At 64.2% G+C, this 19411-nt stretch carries 25 protein-coding genes and 4 pseudogenes; 17 read left to right on the top strand and 12 right to left on the bottom strand.

The genetic code is table 11. The features are described 5' to 3' along the window. A pseudogene (locus QTI24_RS29260) lies at nt 1-460 on the top strand (hypothetical protein); the annotation flags it as partial. 18 nt (nt 461-478) lie between these two features. On the opposite strand, the gene QTI24_RS31545 reads toward QTI24_RS29260, so the two are convergent. Further along, nucleotides 479-814: an alpha/beta hydrolase fold domain-containing protein gene (locus QTI24_RS31545; RefSeq protein ID WP_353506121.1), complete on the bottom strand. Its 336-nt coding sequence runs from the start codon at nt 812-814 to the stop codon at nt 479-481. A gap of 43 nt (nt 815-857) precedes the next feature. Here QTI24_RS31545 and QTI24_RS29265 point away from each other — a divergent pair, with 43 nt between their 5' ends. The 5 genes and pseudogenes from QTI24_RS29265 to QTI24_RS31670 form a co-directional block, all read left to right on the top strand. Beyond that, nucleotides 858-1529 (top strand): hypothetical protein, encoded by a 672-nt coding sequence (locus tag QTI24_RS29265; RefSeq protein WP_286605273.1) that lies wholly within the window; start codon nt 858-860, stop codon nt 1527-1529. Further along, nucleotides 1526-2173: an RES family NAD+ phosphorylase gene (locus QTI24_RS29270; protein WP_286605274.1), complete on the top strand. Its 648-nt coding sequence runs from the start codon at nt 1526-1528 to the stop codon at nt 2171-2173. Before QTI24_RS29265 ends, QTI24_RS29270 begins: the two co-directional genes overlap by 4 nt. A 185-nt stretch (nt 2174-2358) precedes the next feature. Further along, nucleotides 2359-2649, top strand: coding sequence for a hypothetical protein (locus QTI24_RS29275; RefSeq protein ID WP_286605276.1), 291 nt, complete (start codon nt 2359-2361; stop codon nt 2647-2649). Nucleotides 2650-2745: 96 nt separating this feature from the next. Further along, nucleotides 2746-2994 carry a hypothetical protein gene (locus tag QTI24_RS29280; protein WP_286605278.1) on the top strand — a complete coding sequence of 83 codons (249 nt, stop codon included), beginning with the start codon at nt 2746-2748 and terminating at the stop codon, nt 2992-2994. 98 nt (nt 2995-3092) lie between these two features. Beyond that, nucleotides 3093-3420, top strand: a pseudogene (locus QTI24_RS31670) (IS5/IS1182 family transposase); the annotation flags it as partial. A 470-nt stretch (nt 3421-3890) separates the two neighbouring features. Here QTI24_RS31670 and QTI24_RS29290 read toward each other — a convergent pair. Together QTI24_RS29290 and QTI24_RS29295 are read right to left on the bottom strand one after the other, a co-directional pair. Then, a complete protein-coding gene (locus QTI24_RS29290; protein WP_286605279.1) occupies nt 3891-4871 on the bottom strand; it encodes a Bug family tripartite tricarboxylate transporter substrate binding protein in 981 nt (326 codons plus the stop codon). A gap of 29 nt (nt 4872-4900) precedes the next feature. Further along, on the bottom strand, nt 4901-5791 hold the full coding sequence (locus tag QTI24_RS29295; protein WP_286605281.1) for a dihydrodipicolinate synthase family protein: 891 nt from the start codon (nt 5789-5791) through the stop codon (nt 4901-4903). Nucleotides 5792-6045: 254 nt separating this feature from the next. Between QTI24_RS29295 and QTI24_RS29300 the strand changes: the two genes are divergently transcribed. Then, on the top strand, nt 6046-6738 hold the full coding sequence (locus QTI24_RS29300; RefSeq protein ID WP_286605282.1) for a GntR family transcriptional regulator: 693 nt from the start codon (nt 6046-6048) through the stop codon (nt 6736-6738). A 177-nt stretch (nt 6739-6915) separates the two neighbouring features. Here QTI24_RS29300 and QTI24_RS29305 read toward each other — a convergent pair whose 3' ends face one another. The 5 genes and pseudogenes from QTI24_RS29305 to QTI24_RS29325 all read right to left on the bottom strand — a co-directional run bounded on the left by QTI24_RS29305 (nt 6916) and on the right by QTI24_RS29325 (nt 9676). Then, on the bottom strand, nt 6916-7659 hold the full coding sequence (locus QTI24_RS29305; protein ID WP_286605284.1) for a carboxymuconolactone decarboxylase family protein: 744 nt from the start codon (nt 7657-7659) through the stop codon (nt 6916-6918). A 150-nt stretch (nt 7660-7809) separates the two neighbouring features. Then, nucleotides 7810-7962: pseudogene (locus tag QTI24_RS29310) on the bottom strand (IS6 family transposase); the annotation flags it as partial. Between the two features lie 128 nt (nt 7963-8090). Then, nucleotides 8091-8336: a hypothetical protein gene (locus QTI24_RS29315; protein WP_286605286.1), complete on the bottom strand. Its 246-nt coding sequence runs from the start codon at nt 8334-8336 to the stop codon at nt 8091-8093. A gap of 473 nt (nt 8337-8809) precedes the next feature. Further along, entirely contained in the window at nt 8810-9322 is a 513-nt protein-coding gene (locus QTI24_RS29320; protein ID WP_286605288.1) for a hypothetical protein, read from the bottom strand. 159 nt (nt 9323-9481) lie between these two features. Then, on the bottom strand, nt 9482-9676 hold the full coding sequence (locus QTI24_RS29325) for a hypothetical protein (protein ID WP_286605289.1): 195 nt from the start codon (nt 9674-9676) through the stop codon (nt 9482-9484). Nucleotides 9677-9789: 113 nt separating this feature from the next. Here QTI24_RS29325 and QTI24_RS29330 point away from each other — a divergent pair, with 113 nt between their 5' ends. The 5 genes from QTI24_RS29330 to QTI24_RS29350 all read left to right on the top strand — a co-directional run bounded on the left by QTI24_RS29330 (nt 9790) and on the right by QTI24_RS29350 (nt 13058). Further along, nucleotides 9790-10161 carry a response regulator gene (locus QTI24_RS29330; protein WP_286605365.1) on the top strand — a complete coding sequence of 124 codons (372 nt, stop codon included), beginning with the start codon at nt 9790-9792 and terminating at the stop codon, nt 10159-10161. A gap of 634 nt (nt 10162-10795) precedes the next feature. Beyond that, the gene (locus QTI24_RS29335) at nt 10796-11233 is read left to right on the top strand and encodes an Hsp20/alpha crystallin family protein (RefSeq protein ID WP_286605290.1); all 438 of its coding nucleotides are present in this window, start codon (nt 10796-10798) and stop codon (nt 11231-11233) included. An 11-nt stretch (nt 11234-11244) separates the two neighbouring features. Continuing rightward, nucleotides 11245-11646, top strand: coding sequence for an Hsp20/alpha crystallin family protein (locus tag QTI24_RS29340; RefSeq protein WP_286605291.1), 402 nt, complete (start codon nt 11245-11247; stop codon nt 11644-11646). A gap of 475 nt (nt 11647-12121) precedes the next feature. Further along, nucleotides 12122-12397: a hypothetical protein gene (locus QTI24_RS29345; RefSeq protein WP_286605292.1), complete on the top strand. Its 276-nt coding sequence runs from the start codon at nt 12122-12124 to the stop codon at nt 12395-12397. A gap of 433 nt (nt 12398-12830) precedes the next feature. Beyond that, nucleotides 12831-13058, top strand: coding sequence for a hypothetical protein (locus QTI24_RS29350; protein ID WP_286605293.1), 228 nt, complete (start codon nt 12831-12833; stop codon nt 13056-13058). A 357-nt stretch (nt 13059-13415) separates the two neighbouring features. On the opposite strand, the gene QTI24_RS29355 is transcribed toward QTI24_RS29350, so the two are convergent. The 3 genes from QTI24_RS29355 to QTI24_RS29365 all read right to left on the bottom strand — a co-directional run bounded on the left by QTI24_RS29355 (nt 13416) and on the right by QTI24_RS29365 (nt 14885). Then, nucleotides 13416-13721, bottom strand: coding sequence for a hypothetical protein (locus tag QTI24_RS29355; protein ID WP_286605295.1), 306 nt, complete (start codon nt 13719-13721; stop codon nt 13416-13418). Nucleotides 13722-13872: 151 nt separating this feature from the next. Beyond that, nucleotides 13873-14655 (bottom strand): hypothetical protein, encoded by a 783-nt coding sequence (locus QTI24_RS29360; protein WP_286605296.1) that lies wholly within the window; start codon nt 14653-14655, stop codon nt 13873-13875. After that, complete coding sequence (locus QTI24_RS29365; RefSeq protein ID WP_286605297.1) at nt 14652-14885, bottom strand: hypothetical protein; 234 nt, start codon at nt 14883-14885, stop codon at nt 14652-14654. The genes QTI24_RS29360 and QTI24_RS29365 overlap by 4 nt, the downstream gene beginning before the upstream one ends. Nucleotides 14886-14942: 57 nt before the next feature. On the opposite strand from QTI24_RS29365, the gene QTI24_RS29370 reads away from it, so the two are divergent. The 5 genes and pseudogenes from QTI24_RS29370 (at nt 14943) to QTI24_RS29390 (ending at nt 19074) form a co-directional block, all read left to right on the top strand. Beyond that, on the top strand, nt 14943-15953 hold the full coding sequence (locus QTI24_RS29370) for an alanine racemase (RefSeq protein ID WP_286605366.1): 1011 nt from the start codon (nt 14943-14945) through the stop codon (nt 15951-15953). A gap of 22 nt (nt 15954-15975) precedes the next feature. Next, complete coding sequence (locus QTI24_RS29375) at nt 15976-16845, top strand: transporter substrate-binding domain-containing protein (RefSeq protein WP_286605298.1); 870 nt, start codon at nt 15976-15978, stop codon at nt 16843-16845. A 29-nt stretch (nt 16846-16874) separates the two neighbouring features. Further along, nucleotides 16875-17668, top strand: a pseudogene (locus tag QTI24_RS29380) (amino acid ABC transporter ATP-binding protein). A gap of 10 nt (nt 17669-17678) precedes the next feature. Continuing rightward, nucleotides 17679-18380, top strand: a complete 702-nt coding sequence (locus tag QTI24_RS29385; RefSeq protein ID WP_286605299.1) for an amino acid ABC transporter permease — start codon at nt 17679-17681, stop codon at nt 18378-18380. A 13-nt stretch (nt 18381-18393) separates the two neighbouring features. Then, on the top strand, nt 18394-19074 hold the full coding sequence (locus QTI24_RS29390) for an amino acid ABC transporter permease (RefSeq protein ID WP_286605301.1): 681 nt from the start codon (nt 18394-18396) through the stop codon (nt 19072-19074). Here the strand turns inward: QTI24_RS29390 and QTI24_RS29395 are convergent. After that, nucleotides 19062-19295: a DUF2630 family protein gene (locus QTI24_RS29395; protein ID WP_286605302.1), complete on the bottom strand. Its 234-nt coding sequence runs from the start codon at nt 19293-19295 to the stop codon at nt 19062-19064. The genes QTI24_RS29390 and QTI24_RS29395 overlap by 13 nt on opposite strands. Nucleotides 19296-19411: the final 116 nt, after the last annotated feature.

A 19411-nucleotide genomic window follows, 5' to 3' on the forward strand; every position in this document is an offset into this window, starting at 1 on the left:
GATGTTCTTCGACGATCGTGTTGCCGCGTTGCGCGAGATGCAGCGCGTGCTTCGGCCGGGCGGCCGCCTTGTCGTGGCGGTTTGCGATGCGCTCGAGCGCTCGCCCGGCTACGCGTCGCTCGCCGTGCTGCTCGAGCGGCTATTCGGCAAGACCGTTGCCGATGCCTTCCGTGCACCATTCGTGCTCGGCGATGCGGCTGCACTTCGCGCACTGTGCGTAGCCGCGGATATCACGGACGCGACTGTCGTTCAATGCAATGGCATCGTTCGCTTCGCATCGATCGACCTGCTGGTGTCGACCGAACGCGCCTGCGTGTGGACGCTTGGCGGTCAGCTGGACGCAACCCAGTTCGAGCTTCTGCGGGACGAAGCGCAAGACGCATTGCTGCCATTCGTCGATGCCGGCGGCATGGTTTCGTTCGCAATGCCGGCCTTGTTGATCACAGCGGCGAAAAGGTGAGTTCCTCTGAAGGAGCCCTTAACCTTTGCAACGAGGTGCTGGCCCAGCACATCGACATCGCTCCGCTCGAGACCCAAGGAAGGCGTCTCCGCCTGAGCCAAGGATCGAATGTGCCCGTGCTCGCGGTGGCATGGCAACGTCGACGATGTCGCAGCGTTTCCAGGCGAAGCTGCGCTGCGCGACGACTGCAGCCAAGTTGCCGCCGGCACTATCTCCTGACACCATCAACGGCGCGTCGTGCCGTCCGGTGAGGCGCGTCCGCTGCTCGCTAGCACTGCATCGCCAGCCATCAGTCTTAGACCGCGGCGGGATACGGTGTTCGGGCACGCGCGCCCTTTGAACCTTTTGATCCACCGGTATATAATCTCATCAAATAGATCAACTGGAGTGGAAACCCATGGGCAAAGCCGCTTCCGCCACGCTGCAGGGAGATCTGCTCTCCGTGCAGCCCTACCGCGACGATCGGGACCACGGTACTCCCGGTCGCACCTTCTTGTTGGAGGTGAAGGACGCCGCCCTCTCCAGCGTACTGATGTCTTCGCTTTCGATGCTCGACCGACTGCTGGTCGAAAAGATGGCAGCCGCGCGCGAACGCCACATGGAGGAGGTAGTCGACTTCATGACGGAGCGCCTGCTGGTGCCCAGCACGGTCGAGATGGATATGGCCCAGCGGCTCGCCACGCGGCACGCGCGCGTCCTCAACGAGTTTGGCTACCTCACGGCCGAGCAACTGGCCGATGCCAACCGATCACAAGCGGGCAACCGCGCGGCGCTGGCCGCCAACTGGCGCAAGCGCCGACAGATTTTTGCAGTGCCGCATCCCGAGAAGGCAGCGCGCGAGCGCGACGTTTATCCGGCCTTCCAGTTTGAGGAGCACAAGCCGATCAAGGCGGTGCATGACGTGCTCGAAGCCTTCGGCGCACACAAGGCGCCATGGAAGTTGGCACTGTGGTTCACGTCGAACAATGGCTGGCTGCCTGGCAGCGCGCGGCCCGTCGATCTGCTGACCACAGACTCGCAGGCTGTCATCGCAGCCGCCAAGCGCGACGCCCAAGGAAGCGCGGCTTGAGTTGCCGCGCACCGATCCCTCCGCTGGATGCCCTGTTCGATCGCTGGCCCGCAGGCGAGGGGATCCACGTCATCCACGACACTGCGTTCGCGCCAGAAAGCTTCAATCCCGGTGCGGACGCGGCGGGGCTGCTGCACAAACCGACACGCTTCGCGCCGATCCGTGACGTCAAGGGCAGGGTAGTGCCCTATCTGTACGGCGGCGCAACGCTGGACTGTGTGATTTTTGAGACCGTATTTCATGACGTACCGGTCGATGCAGCAGACAAGTTCGTGGATCTGGACTTCTTTGCGCAGCGGGGCCATGGTGAGGTCGTGCCAAGTCGCGATCTGAGGCTCGTGGATCTGACAAGCGGAGGCCTGCACAGATTGAAGGTTCCGAAGGACGAACTCATCACCAGCCCGGCCCGCAACTATCTCGCGACCGCCAAGTGGGCTGAGGCACTACACCATCAATTCCGAGACGCGGACGGAGTGGTGTGGATGTCGCGCCAGCGCGACCGCGATCGTTCGGTCATGCTGTTCGGCGACCGCGCCAAAGGAGTTCTGACCGGGACCCGCATGGGTGGACCGCTCGCCCGCAACGACGCCCTGCGGCAGACGATCCTGGCTGCGGCCTTGCGCGCCGGCATCGACGCGGCCTGACGACGGCGCGGCGCGGATTCTCGATTCGCCGGCACCCATCCAGCCAATGTCTGGCTCGTATCGGCGCCTGCACATGGGCAGGCCGGGATTTGCGGGCCTCGCTGGGGGAAGGGCCGCTCAGACGCGCATTCCCTCGACACCCCCGCTTATCGCAGCCAAATGTCGCCCGCAGCGCAAATCTACACGTGGAAGGCTTCGCGTTGAGTCGAGCGTCGATCGCAAGGCGGGCCGATCTCGAGCGGACACAGGCCGGCACCGGCAAGCCGATCTCCTACCTGGTCGAATACGTCCTCGACGGCTCTACCGCCGGTTGGGGCGGGGAGGTGCTGTTGCTCAGCGGCAAGCGGCACCAGCTCGCAGGTGGTGTGCTGAACAACGTCTCTGGCGACACGGTCGGCCAAGCGGTCGACCTGGCGCTCGACGCCGAGATTGATTTGCTGGACATCGAGGAGCTCAACAAGATGTACGGGATCTGACCTCATTCGGAGCGAGCAGGCACGGCACCGCCTTGTTGGACGGAGCGGCGCGGCAGGCATGGGCCATACTGAGCCTCCCAATACTTGGAGACCTCCATGACGACTGAGGCTGCTTACAGCAACGGCTGCATTAGCTTCGCGATCTACCCTGACGGTGCCGGTACTGCTCGCGTCGTCGCGCGGATCACTGAGGAAGCACTGCAGGACCACTTCCGCGCAACCGGTAGTGCTACGCACTTGATGCAGGTCTTTGGTGCGAACCAGGCGACGATCGTCGACAAGGCCCTCGAGCGATTCGCGCAGGCTCCTGGGTTTCCCGTGCTGCTGCGCAGCGCTGACTTTTAGGCGACGAGGGTCGAGTTTTTCCTGTGGCAGGCCTTGCAGCAAAGCCGGGTCATTGCGGCACCCCGTTCTACTCGCGACCGTCTGGCAGCCTCTGGATCGAGTCGGTCATCTGCAGGTTCAACGAAGTGCTGGAGGCGGCGAGAACATGGATGGTTGTCGGGAGAGCACTTCAGCGTCGACGGTGCGCTGATCCAGGCCTGGGCCGGACACAAGAGCTTCGTTCGCAAGGACGGTGACGACGATGCCGGCAGGCGACGAGGACTCCAAGGGGCAGCGACGCAGCAACGCAACGCACGAGTCGAAGACCGATCCTGATTCGAAGCTGTACCGCAAGGGCAGGACTGCCAGCGAGCTGGGCTACATGGGCCCATGCTCACCGACAACCGTCACGGTCTGGTTGTCAGAGCCATGGTCACGCAGGCCGACGCTTTGCCGAATGAGAAGCGGTCAAGGTCATGATCAGGACGCAAGTCAAGCCACCGCGAGTGCGGATACCAAGATCACGCTCGGCGCCGACAAGGGCTAACGCGGCCGAGTTCATCGAGGCGCTCTAGCGCATGAAGGTGCGCGGCATCAAGAAGGTCGACCAACTGTTCGTGCTGACGATGGCCGCCTATTTGCGGCTGCTCCAGTGCGTGGCGCCATCCGTGGGCGCCGGCTGCATCCGGTGACGATGCCCACTTTGCCGGGCACGGCGCCGCTGCTGCGCGCCACCACGCGGCCGCCTTCTCCGCGGCGCTGCAACTCGGGGTGGGCCAAACACAGGCCGTCGAGCATTTCGTCGACGTAGGCGTTCGGGTCGTTCAGGATCTTTTTCACGATGCTCCGTCGCGCGCCGGCCGGCGACGGCCGTGCCGGCGCCGGCTTGTGCTCGGCGCCCGCGCGCTTGGGCCGGATCAGTCGGCCTTCAGGCGGCCATCCTTGGTGGCTTGCGAGGCCAGTGCGTATTCGGCGTCGAGCAAGCGTGCGAATTCCTGCGGCGTGCTGGAGTAGGCGACGCTGCCGAGTTCGCGGGCGCTGTTCACCGTCTGTGGGTCCTTGACGGCTTGCGCAAGCGCGGCGGCGAGCTTGTCCTGCACCGCCTTGGGCGTCCCGCTGGGCGCCAGCACTCCGACGTAGGTGGTGCCATCGATCTCGCCGAAGCCGAGTTCCGCGACGGTCTGGACACCGGGCAGCGATGGATCTTGCGTCGGCCCCAACACCGCAAGCGGCTGAAGCGCGCCGCCCTTGATGTGCTGCAGCGAACTGCTGACCTGGTCGAAGTGCACATCGACCTGTCCGCCGATCAGGTCGATCAGTGCAGGACCCGACCCCTTGTAGCTAACGATCGTGAACTTGGTCTTGAGCAGGGTCTCGAGTTGCAGCAACGCGAGGTGGTTGGGCGTACCCGGCCCGGAATGCGCAGCGATCAGCTTGCCCTCGCCGGAACGCGCGTAGGCGGCGAGTTCCTTGAAGCTCTTGAACTTGGTTTCGTTCCTGCGCGCGAGCAACACCATCGAACCCTTGTTCACCAGGCCGAGTGGAGCGAAGTTCGACCGGCTGTAGCTTGTCTTGACCATTTCCGGAACCGTGACCACCACGCCGGCTCCGCAAAGCAGCAGGGTGTATCCATCCGGAGCGGCGCGAGCGACTTGCATGGCGCCGATCGAGCCGCCGGCGCCCGCTCGGTTGTCGACGATCACCGACTGCCCCAGCACCTTGCCGAGGGCAACCGCCACTGTTCGCGCCACAATGTCGGTGTTACCTCCCGGCGCAAAGGGGACGACGATCGTCACCGGCTTGCTGGGAAAGTCCTGGGCCCATGCGGTAGCTGTCAATGCGCTGCCCGCGGCGGCGAGCGTTCCGAGCTTCAGAAGCTCGCGACGTCGGATATTCATGATTCTTGTGTCTCCGGATGAAGTTAGAGTCAGATGTCAAAGCGCAGCACGTCGTCGAGCGCGGCCTTGATCCTGGCTAGCTGGGCGTCGCTGGTGGTCGGCATGGGTGCCCGGGGCAGGCCGGCGTTGCAGCCTTGCAGCGTGATGGAGGTCTTCAGGTTCGCAGGCAGGTTGTCCGCGACGATTGCGTTCCAGAAGGCCAACATGGATTTGTGCATCTCCAGCGCCTTCACATGGTCGCCGGCCTGCACCGTGTTCCACAGGTTCACGCACACGCCCGGCAGCGCCGCCGGCGTGGCGGCGATCGTGCCGTGCGCGCCCAAGGCGAACGACGAATACAGCAACGCGTCCACGGCCGAATAGACCTTGCAGCCCGCGGGCACGCCGAGCAGCAGATCGGCCATGAGCTTGAGGTCGCCTTGGCTCTGCTTGATGCCTTGCACACCGGGCAGATCCTGCATCAGGCGGATCATCTGCGCCGGATTCAGGTAGTTCCACGGTACGACGTTGTAGATGATGACGGGGATGTCAACCGCCTCGGTCAGCGCCTTGAAGTGGCGGTGGGTGGCGTCTTCATCGGGCTTGAAGAGGTAGTGAACGGGGGTGACCTGCAGCCCGGCAATGGGAAGGTGCGAGATCGCCTTGGCGCGGTTGATGGCATCGCGCGTGCTGTTCGAAATGATGCCGGCAACGATCGGTACGGCGCCCGCCACTTCCTCCGCGGTGATCTCCAGCAGGCGTTTGAATTCATCGATGGTCAGCGTGTGGCCCTCGCCGCTGCTGCCGCCCGGGCAGACGCCATGCACCCTCTTGTCCAGGTTGAAGCGGATGACCCTGCGATAGGCCGCTTCGTCGATGTCGCCGTTGGCGGTGAAAGGAGTGACAAGGGGAGGGATGACGCCGGTCAGTTCAAGACTCATGAAAGTGCTCCGTTTGCAGTTTGGGTGGGTAATAGCGCAACTGACAATTGCGCCATGAAGCAAACTATATGGCATCTGACATGTCAGTGCAAACGCGGTAACACTTCTGGACAGCTCAGTGTGGGTCTTCTAATCTGTCAGCTGCCGCACTGTTCGTCCTGGCGTAGAGTCGTGCCTCATCCGAGCGACCAATTCGCCGGGAAAGGACCTTGATGAGTGCGTCAAAGAAAAAGCCCGCGCCTGCGCCACCTGCCGTGTCGCAGCGCACCCTGGCCTACGAGAGCTTCCGGCGGCAGATCCTGAGCGCAAAGATTCGCCCGGGGCAGTTCGTGTCGCAGCGCGAGCTCACCCGCCTGCTCGACCTGCCTCTGGGCGCCATCCGCGAGATGATTCCCCGGCTGGAGGCCGCCCGGCTGATCGTGACCGTGCCGAAGCGGGGTTTGCAGATCGCGCCAGTGGACCTGAAGCTGATCCGCAACGCATTTCAGGTGCGAAGCATGGTGGAGAGGGAGGCAGTACGCCACTTTCTGCGTTCGGCATCGGACGATGAGCTGGCTCGCATCGAAGAACAACACCTGACGATCCTCGAGCGCGCCAGCTCGGCCGAGCCCGACCCGACGCTTGACGCAGATGCGCAGACGGTGGATTGGGGCCTGCACGACACGATGGTCGACAGCATCGGCAACGAGATCCTGTCCGAGATCTACCGGGTGAACAGTTTGCATGTGAGGCTCATACGCCTCGACGCCGGCCTGGTTCGCCCGATGCGCATCGTTCCCGCGATGGAGGAACATCTGGCTTTCATCGCCGCGTTGAGGGCGCGCGATGAGGACAAGGCAATCAAATCCATCAGCGAGCACATCGAGCGCTCCAGGGCGCGTGTTCTCGATGCGATGCTAGGGTCAAACCAATCAGGTTCGATCAAAACGAGTGCGGCCGCCGCGTAGCGCCTCGCTCGGACGATTACCATGTTCTACGAGGTGAGCGAATCGGGACGCGTGAAGCTCGCGCATCAGCCCCGACGCCCGACGAGGCGCACCTGCTCGGCGCGCACCGCGATCAGCGGCCCTGACAGACCTGAGCGCGCTTCTCCTGGAAGGCGCCGGCCTCCGCAGGGCACCGGTCTAGGTGGAGGCTGTCTGCCGAAAGACGTTGGCACCCAGCGCCGAGCCATGCACGGCCAGATGCGCGCCCAACTGAATGGCCTGCAGCAACTCGGCCGGCTGCAGCCCTTGCGACAGCGCGGTGGCGACGATCTGCCGCACCGCGCCAGGGTTGAACGCCGTGAAGCAAGCATGCAAGGCGAGCTGCACCAGGCTGCGCTCCGAGGGCGTCAGGCCTGCGCCGGGCCGGCCCTGTTCGACGAAGTCGAGCAGCACCTCGGCATAGCCAGGGTCGAGCCTCGTCATGGCGTTCAGGGTCAGGGCATGGGCGGAGCCAACCCCGTTGATGCGGTCCTGGAGCTTGTCGTCGATGGCCGCCGCTTCGCTCAGGTCCATGAATTCCGCCAGGATATCGGTCGCCTGGCACACGCTCGCGACGCCTTGCACCGCCACGAGATGCAGCACGTCGAAGACGTCGGCCTGTGTGGCTCCCACCTCGAACGCCCGATTCATGTGGGTGTGCAGGCCCGACTCGAAAAGATGCGAGGACGAAGCATCGAGCGCAACATAGATGAGCTCCACCATGCGCTCCGACAGCGGCCCGGTGCGCGCGGGATAGCCGGCGTAGCGCGCGTATTGCTGGAGGAAGCCGGGGCACGCCTCCAGCATGGTGTCGGTCCATGGACGCCAGTAGCCGCGCTCGGCGATGAAGTAGTCCTTGACCTGCTCGCGCGCCGCATCGGTCGCAGGGTCTGGCGTGCTCATCGCGGCTCCTGGGCCAGCACGATGGTGGCGCGGGCATCGCCCGCGGTGAGCCGCTGGAGGGGGTCGAGGTGCCGGGTGGCGCGACGATGGTGGCCCGGCGGTTTTGTCGCGTTAAGCTAGTCGAGGCGGACGAAGTCCGGCACCTTCGGGTCAACGGACGGCGAGGCTGTAGAAGTAGTCGGCATCCGAAAATGCCAGGCCACCGGGGCAGCGCAGCTGCCCCTTCTTGACCATGTGCATGGTCTCGATGGCGGCGATCAGCCGAGCAGCACAGTCAAAGGACTTGAATCCCATCATCGGTCGGCACAGGATCGCGCCAGGATCAATGTCGACGACCACGAGGTCGGCCAGCACCTCGGTAAGCCTCAGATGAGGTCGCCCGCTTTCGCGCCGCGCCTTTGGCCGGACCCCGGGCGCGGCCGCGCGCCGGGTCACTGCCTAGCGCTGTCGTCGCCCGCGGCTTCCTCGGTTTGGGCCGCGTCGGTGCCTATGTCGGGCGTGCCCGGGAAGCCAGTCTTTTGATTCGCCTCGCGTCCCATTCGGCTGCCCTCCTCAGGCGGGTCCTGCCCGATGGCGCGGCTCTGCTCGATGTTGCGGCCCGAGGACGCACCACGGTCTCCAAGCCTTGCTTCATGCGCCGGTGAGGGAACCGCGGTGGGTCGCTTGTCTTCAGTCATTTCGATCTCCTTGGACGAAACTCAAGACTGGTCATACCGCGAACACGGCGAGGTAGTAGTTCGCCCAGCTGTACGTAGGAGACCGTCGGCTTCTGCGGCTTCTACGGCTTCTACGGCTTCTACGGCTTCTACGGCTTCATCGGCTTCATCGGCTTCATCGGCGTCGGCGGGCGAAGCACGGACACGCAATCCGCGGCCTCACAGGTACGATTTCTCGATTCATGTGCCCACCTTGAGGAAGTCCCAACTGATGACTGACCGTCTCCGCTCGATCGCCGTTACCGTGGACGAACCCGATCCGGGCGTCTTTCAATGGGTGCTGATCGAGAGCACGGGATGCCTCGGTTGACCAGGAGCTTGAAGCTTCCGGAGGCCGCTACGACATCTGGGCGCATGCGCTCAGGCAAGGGACGGAGCGGCTGATGGCGCAATCGACAAGACGACACCGTGGCCGACTTGCCGATCATGGGCCCCTAACGACCGTCCCGGTCCGAATCGCCCGGGATGGCTCGTTCGACGTTGTCGCTGAGCCGCTGCCACGCGTCGCGTGTGGCGTCCTTCGCACGATCCCATTCCAACGACGACCGGCCGCGAGCTGTGCTCCAGTCGCGACCGAGGTCGGCTTCAACATCGTCGAACTTCCGATCCGGGTAGCGCGAATACGCGTCTACACCGTAGCGGTAGGCGGACGAGTAGTCGTCATAGCTGGTGCCGGCTTGGACATAGTCCCGGGTCGAGTAGTTGTCGCGCCAATAGGCGTCCTCTGCGACCGGGGCGGCTTTGACTGCTCGGCCAGCCAGTGCGCCGGCGACGGCGCCGACCGCCGCGCCGACGGCTGCGCCGACAGGACCAGTCATTCCGCCGACGGCGGCGCCGGCGGCAGCGCCGCCCGCCACGCCGCCAGCCACTCCGCCGACGACGGCTCCTACGCCGGTTGCAGTACCGTCCTTGTCGGCCGGCACTCGAGGATCATTCAGATCAGACATTGCAGGTCTCCTGGTAAGTGATTGGAGACAAAACAATGCACCGTTGGGCCGGCCGCGTTCGGCCGGGTGGAGCGCGTTAGCCTGCGAGAGAGAAGCCGCAGCCGATGCCGGTCGGAGCCTACGTTTCGAAAGCCGAGACTCGGCGTGCAGTCGACCGAGTCAGCCCTTCTTCCCGGGTGCAAAGACTGATTCCAATTCCTCAAGCGCAAGGCGAACCTGCGCGATGGCCGCGGCCAAATCTGCCAACCCGCCCTCCGGCGTTGCTCCTTCAGGCGGATCCATCACGAAGCCGAGACGCTCGCACGCAAGCACCCACGTCAACTGGGCCTGGCGCTGCTCGGGTGTTCTGTCCATCACGATCCTCCTCATGGCGGTTACATCCTACCCATTCATTTCCTGAGCGCCCACTCACCAGGGAATGAATCGCATTAGCCTCGCCGGAACGAAAACCAGAGACGGTGGAAGCAATGGTTGGTCTATCAGTCTTCCTCGTTGAAGACAATCAGAAGATTCGAGATCACCTCGTTCCGGCCCTTGCAGATCTGGGGTCGGCAAGCGTGATTGCAATCGCAAAATCTGAGCCGGAAGCGATCGCGTGGCTCGCTCATCACAAGGGCCAGTGGGACTTGGCGGTTGTCGACCTGTTCTTGGAGCAAGGGAACGGTCTAGGCGTCGTCGAATGGTGCCGCGGGAGAGAGCCCCATCAGCGCGTCGCCGTACTGACCAACTACGCGACTGACACCATGCGAAAGGCGTGCCTCGAGGCGGGGGCAGATGCGTTTTTCGACAAGTCCACCGAGCTGGAGCAATTCTTTGAGTTCTGCCTCGACAGGGGCTAGATTTTCAATTCGGCTCAGTTTCCAGAGCGTCGCAAAAGCGAGCAAGGTAGGCGGCCTTTGCCGCCGAGTTTCCGGGCTCCGTTGAGCACACGACGACCCCGTCACGGTACACGATGAGGTGGCGCTTGAACCCGGTGTAGGCTCCGAACGCCGGTCGCGACCGCGGCAAACGTCGCCGCCACCGCTAACGTCCTAAGCCTTGAACGACGCGCCATGTTGTTCCGCCCTTGAGTCTCGATCGAACGTGACAAAGCCCCAGGCAGCCCGGGCGAAAAGGTGACAGCCCTAGCGAACATTCACGATTGCCCCAACGCTGAACCCAGACGGGCCAGCTACCATCATGCGACAGGGAGGGGTAGGAATGTTCAAAATCATGGCTGCTGTGGCAGCCGGCAAGCCCTTCTTGCTCGCCCGGCTTCAGGTCTCATCCTGGCATTCTCGGCTTTCTCTTCCCGGTGATGCAGGCGCATGCCGGGTTGTTCGCGATTTAGCGCACGCTCGATGGCAACGACTTCATCAAGAACATTTCCTCCCCATCCCTCTTGAACACGCGCGGGCGGCACTTAATTTCGATAGCGGAAGCGCTGGAGACGCCTCCGGCGCTCCGTTCAACCTTTGAATGGAGGTATTCGCCATGTATCGATCCCTGTTCCCGCGCGACATGTTCGCGGAGATGGATCGCCTGCAGCGCGAGATGCAGCAGGCCTTCGATCTCTCCCCCACCATCCGTGGCTTCGGCCGCAGCGGCTTTCCGGCACTCAACGTCGGCGGCACCGCCAAGACGGTCGAGATCTATGCCCTGGCGCCGGGCGTCGACCCCGGGACGCTGGAGGTCCATCTCGACCGCGGCATTCTGACCATCGCCGGCGAGCGCAAGGGCGCCGCGCCCGCTTCCGATGGGAAGGAAACCTTGCACATCAACGAGCGATTCGAAGGTGCCTTTCGGCGTGTACTGACTCTGCCCGATGACGCGGACCCCGAGTCCGTCGAGGCCAAGGCCCGCGACGGAGTCGTGCACATCACGGTGCAGCGCCAGGCCTCGTCCCTGCCACGTCGCATCGCCATCCAATGAGGAGAACCGACATGAACGACATTCAGAAGACAAACGACACCGCTCGCACGCCGGCGCGCACGGAGGACAGGCGCTACGCCGAGTCCTCCTTGACGCCGCCCGTAGACGTGATCGAGGACAGCTCCGGCATCACGCTGTATGCCGACCTGCCGGGCGTGCCCCGTGACAAGCTGCACCTGAACGTCGAAGCGGACTCGCTGACCATCGAGGGCGAGATCGACCTAGCGATCCCGGAGGGGCTGCAGACAAGCCACACCGAAGTCGGACTAGGCCGGTTCCATCGCGTCTTCACGCTGAGCAAGGAACTCGATACCGAGAAGATCTCCGCGGAATTGGCCCAAGGCGTGCTCAAGCTGCGGATTCCGAAAGCAGAGCACGCTCAGCCGCGACGCATCAACGTGCGGGTGAGCTAAGCGCCCTGGCCGGGCGGGACCCGGTGATCCGGTCCTGCTCGGTCGGGTTAGACGCTCGTTGATCGCCGTCCTGCCAAGGATCTGCAACTCGGCGTTTACGTGCTCGGGGACCAGACCCGAGCCATGGTCCATCTGGGCCAAATGCGCCCGAAGATCCGCACTGCGAGCTCCTGGGCAGAGCTTCTTCACATTGCCCAAACACATAGCGGCCCCGCAGGACTTGGGAGCGCATGAAGGTGCTGGCCGATGAAGGCGGTCCACCGCAGCTGATCCATCAGCACCGTAGCTCATACAGGCGCAGTCTCTGATCACGCTCAGCCGGTCGTGCTCAAACTCAGCGTTATCAACGTGCCTCGGTGGTCGAGATGGAACCCACGCAGGCCAATGACGTGCAAATTTCGAAACACTATCCACCCAAAAGAATTCCTTGGCTTGGCGCAAACTAGCGCCCCTCGAGCAGCAGAGGAGAGTCCATGTGATCACCTTATTTGCCTTTCTGGCAGGCCTCGGCTCACTTGCCGGAACCTTGGTTTTGGTTGTCGGCTTCACGATGGCTAACGGAGCGCCTCAGCAGGCCGCCATGGCCGCACTGGCGATCGCATTGGCGGTGCTTCCCTATGTGCTCTTTCGAGCGATCCAGGTGACCCTCGGCGCCTACCGTCAACGCGATTTCAATGCTGCGCTACTTCGCAAGCTGGATGACCTTGGTAACCAAAAGAACCGCATCGACGATCAAACATCGGCACCATGAAGAGGCTGCCGGTCCTCGCATGCCCCCAGCTTCGCGCTATGAGCAGCTGAAGGTCGGAAGAACACAGCAACGCACAGGTCGTCGCGGCCGCCGAACGGCTCCTGCATTTGGCCGAGTGGATGCCCGGTGCGACAATCGCGCCGCGCGGGGGCGTCATCGTGTTTTCGCCCAATCCTCGCGCCTCTGCCCTCGGCGAAATCCGGGGGCTTTTTTTGCTCGTGACAGCCTGACCGGTTCCTCAGCGCGGTGGCGTTGTCGGAGCGCGCTCATGAACACCAGCACCTTGGCGTGCCCTCGCGCGCTCTCCTGCCGTCAAGGGCTGTGCCCGCCTGCAGTCGACGCCATGACCTCCGTGCACTATCTGAGGCTGTATCTCTAAGGCCAGAACCTATGTCCACAGATCGAAGCATCCCCCTTTCAGACGGCCACTCCCTTGAATACCGCGGCTTCCGCTTTGAGCTACGCGCACCGGGCGCGCGCGGCGGCTATCAACCTGTCGTCGTTTCTTGTTCGAACTCCTGCGGATGAGGAAGAGACGCAACTGCCCAACGACACCGAGGAAATTGTCTATGGCACCGAGGCGGAAGCGATCCGTCACGGCGAGCAACAGGCGATGCGCTGGGTTCATGACCGCACCGGCGATGGGCAGGGGCAATTCTGAGTGGCGCTCGCGATGCTCCAGTAGAACGCGCGCCGCGCATCCACCACAGCAAGCGACGCAGCAGGAAATCGCTGTGGTGGCCGGCAGGCCGCTCTAGCCGTCCCGATACAGACTGGGGGTGGCCGCCTAGCGTGCTCTTGACCGGTTCCTCGGAACGAGTAAGCGCGAAACTCGCTGGATCCGACGAACTGCCTCGCGGGCGACGAGGTAGGCGTGGATCTCGTTCTCGCTCATGACCGCCCTGCCAGGTCCTGAACGCCTACTGGCCGCCAAGCCGCCATCCGAGAGGGAAGCGCCAAATCTCGATGACATGCTCAACTCCTTTCTCAAAGTGACGTGCGGGTTAGAAAAGCCGTCTCAGCGGTCGTCGCTTCGCTCCGCTGGCCGAATTACTTCGCGAGCGCGCTCCGCCGCGATCTGGAACCAGCTGTTGCGGGCAGCGCCTCGGTTCTTGCTAGCCTCAGGATAGTGGTAGCGCAGCAGTTCACGGTTTCCCTTTTCTGTGATCGCCAACACCCGGGCACCGCGCTCCGGAGGCTCATCCACCAAGGCCAGCACCAACCCGGCCTGGCGCAGTATCCTGATCGCGTCGACGTCTCTCGCTGCATTGAACGACTGGGGAAGGGGAGTGGCAGCGATCTGCCGCAAGAATTCAACCGACATAGCAACCTCCTCTACAAAGTCCGCGAAGCAGAATATCGACGGCCCGGCGGCGGTCAAGTCAGAACGCACCCAACCCCTTGTCGGCCCTTGTCTGACAGAAGAGAGGATCGACGTCGGCCGGGGAGAAACGCGTACCTCGGCGCCTAGGCCGTCAAGCCGAGCCCGAAGAGGTAGCGGGCCGATCCAGCCGCAGGCGAGTCATCAGCTCTTCAGTGGTTTCATCAGCCTGCTGGAGCAGACGCACCCGGTCATTGATGACGCTCAGCAATTCGTGCTCGCCGCAGACCAACGTGGCGCCGGAGCCCGGCCCGCCATCCGTCATTTCGCCGGGGAAGGACAGGTTCCAGTACGGCCACCCGGCGGGCATGACTTCGATGTTGTAGGCGTCGGCCAGTGCGAAGGCCGGGATGGCTACCGATTCGAGGAACTTGTGATCTGGCGAGGCGATTGGCACGGGACGGTACGCTTTGACGGTGAAGGCAAAGCGCACTGGCATGTCGAGTTCCAAGGTCCCGGCCCGAACGAGTGCCGTGAGAGTGGTCGGCGCGCTGCCGGTCCAGGCGGCTGCTTCAATGCCCAAGAATGCGAATGCATCACCGGACTCGCAGATTGCAAAAAGCCGCTCACAAGGGCCTGGAGATTGCGCGTAAGCGCGGAGCAACTCGCCCATGAAAGGCCGTCGCCGCTCGTCGGCGTAAAGGCGGTGGGGCTCGTAGCCGAACCGGTGCAACGCCGCGTGACAAGCGTCCTCGGGTGAAACCTCGGCATTGACCCCTGCGAGCCCTTTCAAGGCTTCAATGCACTGCCAAAGCATCCGACTGACCTCGGTCAGTGGCTGCCCGGTGATTGCAGCGATCGCCGCGGGGATCGGCTGCACGGCGCCCGCCCGATCTCGAATGATGGGACTGAGGGCGTGTGTGGACGTCGTGGTCATGCAGATTCCTTGGTATGAAGATCCAGAGCGGCGATCAATTGCGCTTTCTCGCCGTCCCAGGCGTCCGGATTCACGAGTACCTTCTCCGGCCTGTAGCTGTTTCCTTGCGCGCCTTCCGGGCGGATGTCATTCATCCAGAAAGTGAGCGCCTCGTCGATTGACGGTTCTACTCGCGTGAGCGTCGCGCAGCTGTTGCTCGGCTTCGCTTCCCGCACGTAGGACTGCGCCACCTGAGTGCCCAGGCTCAAGCGTCTGGAATCGTTCGACGAGGCGGAAGTCGTCGCACGATCGCGCAGGGCGGCAAGCGCTGGCGTCCCCACGTCAAGGCCATTCGCTCAGCCGCTCTCGCCCAGCGCCTGCTGGCTGCCGGTGCGCGCGGCGTGACCTGCGCGACGATCGACGAGGCGCAGGCGATGGTGGACGGCGGCGTCAATGACGTGTTGATCGCGTCGCAAGTGATCCAGCCCGCGGAGCTGCTGAAACTGGCCGATCTCAACCGGCATGCGCAGGTCGCGGTGGCCATCGACGCCATGGCCCAGGTGCTGCCTCTTGCGCGCGCAGCACGCAGCGCGGGGGTCACGATTCCGGTGCTGATCGAAGTCGATGTTGGCCTGCGCCGTGCCGGCGTGGCACCCGGGCCAGGCGTAGCGGAACTGGCCCAGGGGCTGGCGCGGGAGGACGGGCTGTGCTTCGAGGGCCTCATGGCGTGGGAGGGCCAGACAACCCGGGTCGCGGAAGATGGGGCGCGACGCAACGCCATCGTCGAAGCCGTGGGCCTGCTGACCGAAAGCGCACGCCTTTGCGCCGTTGCTGGGCTCCTGCCGCGCGTCGTGAGTTGCGGCGGAACGGGGACCTTCGAGACCACGGCGACGCTCGATGGCGTGACCGAGATCCAGGCCGGAGGCGGCGTGTTCGGGGACCTGCGGTGCCGGGAGGATTTCGGCATCGACCTCGAAGCTGCGATGCGGCTACGCGCCAGCGTGCTCGCGCGCCCGACGGCGACCCGCATCGTCTGCGATGCGGGCTGTAAGTCGCTCGCGGTCTACCCGAAGGCGCCGCGCGTGCTCGGCATGGCCTGCGCGGCGCGCATCGCGCATTCGGCTTCGCACCTCACGCTCGAACTCGAAGCCGAGGCGTCATCGCCCGCCATCGGTGCCCCCATTGAGTTCGACATCGGCTACGCCGATGCCACCGTCTTCCTGCACCGGGAAATCGTCGGCCTGCGAGGCACCCGGATCGAGACTCGTTTTGCGCTACAGGACACACGCCCTGGCGCGCAGCCCGCTCCCCAACCTTAGGCTACCACTGGAGAACCCCACCATGGACTCACTGAACGTCAGCAACAAACGCGACTTTCTCAAGGGCACTGCGCTGCTCGGCACCGCGGCCACCGGGCTTGCGACGACCGCCGTGGGTCTGATCCCCCAGCAGGCGCTTGCGCAATCGCTCGACAGCGGCATTCGTCCCGAATCAACGCTGGCCAAAGTGCTCAAGTCCGGCGTGCTGCGGGTCGGCTATGCGCAGACGGGGCCCTTCTTCTACAAAAATGCGAAGACCGGCGAACTCGGCGGCATCTACTTCGACGCGGCGACCGAACTTGCCAAGCAGATGGGCGTCAAGGTCGAGTTCAAGGAGGTGACCTTCCAGAACGCGACCGTGGCCCTGCGGCGCGACGACTACGACGTGTTCGGCTCCGCGCTCACCTACACGATGGCACGCGCCATGGCAGTCGACTACATCGGGCCGATCTACGAAGTCGGCAGCCTGCTGCTCGTGCACAAGGACAACTCAGGCCGCTTCAAGAAGCTCGAAGACTTCAACGATCCGAGCGTGACCTTCTCGGTCGTCTCGGGCGGCAGCGAGGAACCGCGTATCCCGGTGCTCTTCCCGAAGGCCAAGCTGATCACCACTACGGGCCAGGCCGAACTCGGCGCCGAGCCGGTACGTGCCAAGAAATCGGATGTGTGGATGAGCAGTCAGGTGGCCGTGCAGCTCATGGCCAAGCGCGTCAACTGGGCCATGGCGTTCGAGCCAAACCGTCCGATCGACCGCCGACCGAGCAGCTGGGCCGTGCGCTACGGCGACTACGAATGGAAGAACTTCCTCGACTTCTGGGCCGGCTTCCTGCGCACCAACGGCGAGACGGAGCGCCTGATGAAGGTCCACATGGAAAGGCTCGGCAACGCGTGAAGCCGGCGCATCCCCCGGCCTTCTCCGTCATGGCGCTCGAAGCCGCCCCGCCCGAAGCACCGCCTCAGGCCGGCGCGCCCTGCATTCGCGTGGTCGGCCTGCACAAGCACTTCGGCACCCTGGAGGTACTCAAGGGCATCAGCTTCGACGTCCATCGCGGCACCGTGCTGAGCATGATCGGCGCGAGCGGATCGGGCAAGAGCACGCTCTTGCGTTGCATCACCGGCTGGAGACGCCGAGCGCCGGGAATGTGCTCATCGAAGGCGAATCGCTCTGCGTGCGCGACGGACGGCCGCGCTCCGTCGCAGACGTGAACCGGATCCGGCGCGACCTCGGCATGGTGTTCCAGCAGTTCAACCTGTGGCCACACATGACCGTGATGGAGAACGTCACCGAAGCGCCGCGCCATGCGCGCGGCCTCTCCCGCAAGGCGGCCAGGGAAGTCGCCGAGGCCTGCCTGCACCGCGTGCACATGCTCGACAAGGCCGACGCCTATCCTGCGCGGCTGTCCGGCGGGCAGCAGCAGCGCGTCGCCATCGCGCGCGCCCTCGCGATGCAACCCAAGGTGATGCTGTTCGACGAGGCCACCTCCTCGCTCGACCCCGAGCTGACGGAAGAGGTCCTGGCCGTGATGCGCGACCTCGCGAGGGACGGCACGACCATGATGGTCGTCACGCATGAGATGGCCTTTGCGCGCGAAGTCTCGGACCACGTCATGTTTCTGCACAACGGGCTCGTGGAAGAGCAAGGCCCGCCCGCCGAGCTGTTCGACACCCCCCGCTCGGAACGGCTGCGGCAGTTCCTCAGCAAGGCCGGCGGCTAGGAGTCGCTCGATGCCCGAGGTGTTGCGAGAAACATTCGACCTGTCATTGTTCTGGGAATACCGCCAGGCCCTGATCAAGGGACTGGCGGTGAGCCTGGGCGTGTTCGCCTGCGCGGCCACGATCGCGGTCCTCGCCGGGCTCGGCGTCGCACTGCTGCGGCGAAGCCGCTTCGCGCCCCTGCGCTGGCTCGCGACGCTGCACACCGAGATCTCCCGCAACTCGCCCGACTACATCATGATCGTCTGGGTGCACTTCGTGCTGCCGCTGCTCATCGGCACGCTGCTGTCGCGCCGGCTCGAGTTCGACCCCTTCGTCTCGTCGGTGATCGCGCTGGGCTACGTCTACAGCGGCTACTTCGCCGAGACCTTCCGCGCGGGCATCGAGGCCGTGCCACGCGGACACTTCGAGGCCGCGCAGGCCTTCGGCATGTCCGAACGCCACATCACGTGGCGCATCGTGCTGCCCCAGGTCGTGCGGCGCATGCTGCCCGAATCGACCAACCAGTTCATCTCGATGTTCAAGGCCACGAGCATCGTCTCGCTGATCGCGGCGCCGGACCTGATGTATCAGGTCTCGATGGTGAGTTCGCAGGAGATGAAGCCGATGCCGCTTTACACGGGGGCTGCACTGGTCTACTTCGTGATTGTCTTCTGCGCCGCCTCGCTGTTGCAGGCCCTGTCGAAACGCTGGCGCTCCAAGGTCTTCGCATGAAAAAGGCCGCGTCATGAGCAACTGGCAACGCCTGGTCTGGAACCAGCGTGACGCGTTCGCCGCGGGCTTCCAGGTGACGCTCGAGGTCTGCGCGGTGTCCTTCGTCTTCGCGCTCATCGGCGGACTGGTGCTGGCGCTGCTCCGGCTGTACGTGAAGCCGCTGCGCCCCGTCGCGATCGGGCTGATCGAGTTCTTTCGCGCGACGCCGGTGCTGGTGCAGCTGCTGTGGGTCAACTATGTCTGGCCCGAACTCATCGGTTGGCCGAACTCCTTCTTCGCCGCCGCCTGCGTGGCGCTGGCCTTGCAGTCGAGCGGCTACCTGGCGGAAACCTTCCGCGGCGCCATCGAGTCGATGCCGCGCGGGCAGGTCGAGGCGGCCAGCTCGCTCGGCATGTCGCGCATCCGTGCCTTCTGGCGCATCGTGCTGCCGCAGGTTCTGCTCGACGCCGCCCCGTCGATCGGTAACCAGTTCACGGTGATCGTGAAGTCGTCGGCGCTGGTGTCCGTGATCGCCGTGCCGGACCTGATGTTCCAGTCGCAGAAATTAACCGCTGGTACGAACCGATCGAGATCCTCACGGCCACGGCGGCGATATACATCGTCTTCATCTTCGCGGTCTCGGCGTTGCTCAAGGCCGTGGCGGACGCACTTCGGCGGCGCTACGGCCTCGGCGCGCCCTGATCAGCCCACGTAGCCTTCGACGGTGCGCGCGTCCCGAACCTTCGCGTCGGCCGGATCGTCCCCGAACTCGCCCTTGGCGCGGCGCTGCCGCAGCAGATCCCAGCATTGGTCGTTTTGCTCTTCCACGTGCCGCAGTCGCGTCGCGTTTGATTCCAAGGCCGCGGGGGCCGACCGCAGTTGATGCTCCCCCGCGACCAGCGTGGTGATGGGCTCCGGATGGGACTTGTCGCTCATGGTGAATGCCTCCGAGGATTGCGCAGACTGGGACAAACCCGCGCGAACGGCAGTGAAGGACTGTTGCAGGCTGAACGGTTTCGATCGCGAGCGCAAAGTCGGTCCAAAGAGTCGTT

This window comes from Variovorax sp. J22P240, assembly GCF_030316855.1.
Lineage (GTDB): Bacteria > Pseudomonadota > Gammaproteobacteria > Burkholderiales > Burkholderiaceae_C > Variovorax.

What these genes read in the sequence shown, in the direction of transcription:
- QTI24_RS29265 (WP_286605273.1), top strand. Translation starts at nt 858, where the DNA reads ATGGGCAAAGCCGCTTCCGCCACGCTGCAGGGAGATCTGCTCTCCGTG.
- QTI24_RS29280 (WP_286605278.1), top strand. Translation starts at nt 2,746, where the DNA reads ATGACGACTGAGGCTGCTTACAGCAACGGCTGCATTAGCTTCGCGATC.
- QTI24_RS29290 (WP_286605279.1), bottom strand. Translation starts at nt 4,871, where the DNA reads ATGAATATCCGACGTCGCGAGCTTCTGAAGCTCGGAACGCTCGCCGCC.
- QTI24_RS29295 (WP_286605281.1), bottom strand. Translation starts at nt 5,791, where the DNA reads ATGAGTCTTGAACTGACCGGCGTCATCCCTCCCCTTGTCACTCCTTTC.
- QTI24_RS29305 (WP_286605284.1), bottom strand. Translation starts at nt 7,659, where the DNA reads ATGAGCACGCCAGACCCTGCGACCGATGCGGCGCGCGAGCAGGTCAAG.
- QTI24_RS29315 (WP_286605286.1), bottom strand. Translation starts at nt 8,336, where the DNA reads ATGACTGAAGACAAGCGACCCACCGCGGTTCCCTCACCGGCGCATGAA.
- QTI24_RS29320 (WP_286605288.1), bottom strand. Translation starts at nt 9,322, where the DNA reads ATGTCTGATCTGAATGATCCTCGAGTGCCGGCCGACAAGGACGGTACT.
- QTI24_RS29325 (WP_286605289.1), bottom strand. Translation starts at nt 9,676, where the DNA reads ATGGACAGAACACCCGAGCAGCGCCAGGCCCAGTTGACGTGGGTGCTT.
- QTI24_RS29330 (WP_286605365.1), top strand. Translation starts at nt 9,790, where the DNA reads ATGGTTGGTCTATCAGTCTTCCTCGTTGAAGACAATCAGAAGATTCGA.
- QTI24_RS29335 (WP_286605290.1), top strand. Translation starts at nt 10,796, where the DNA reads ATGTATCGATCCCTGTTCCCGCGCGACATGTTCGCGGAGATGGATCGC.
- QTI24_RS29340 (WP_286605291.1), top strand. Translation starts at nt 11,245, where the DNA reads ATGAACGACATTCAGAAGACAAACGACACCGCTCGCACGCCGGCGCGC.
- QTI24_RS29355 (WP_286605295.1), bottom strand. Translation starts at nt 13,721, where the DNA reads ATGTCGGTTGAATTCTTGCGGCAGATCGCTGCCACTCCCCTTCCCCAG.
- QTI24_RS29360 (WP_286605296.1), bottom strand. Translation starts at nt 14,655, where the DNA reads ATGACCACGACGTCCACACACGCCCTCAGTCCCATCATTCGAGATCGG.
- QTI24_RS29375 (WP_286605298.1), top strand. Translation starts at nt 15,976, where the DNA reads ATGGACTCACTGAACGTCAGCAACAAACGCGACTTTCTCAAGGGCACT.
- QTI24_RS29385 (WP_286605299.1), top strand. Translation starts at nt 17,679, where the DNA reads ATGCCCGAGGTGTTGCGAGAAACATTCGACCTGTCATTGTTCTGGGAA.
- QTI24_RS29390 (WP_286605301.1), top strand. Translation starts at nt 18,394, where the DNA reads ATGAGCAACTGGCAACGCCTGGTCTGGAACCAGCGTGACGCGTTCGCC.
- QTI24_RS29395 (WP_286605302.1), bottom strand. Translation starts at nt 19,295, where the DNA reads ATGAGCGACAAGTCCCATCCGGAGCCCATCACCACGCTGGTCGCGGGG.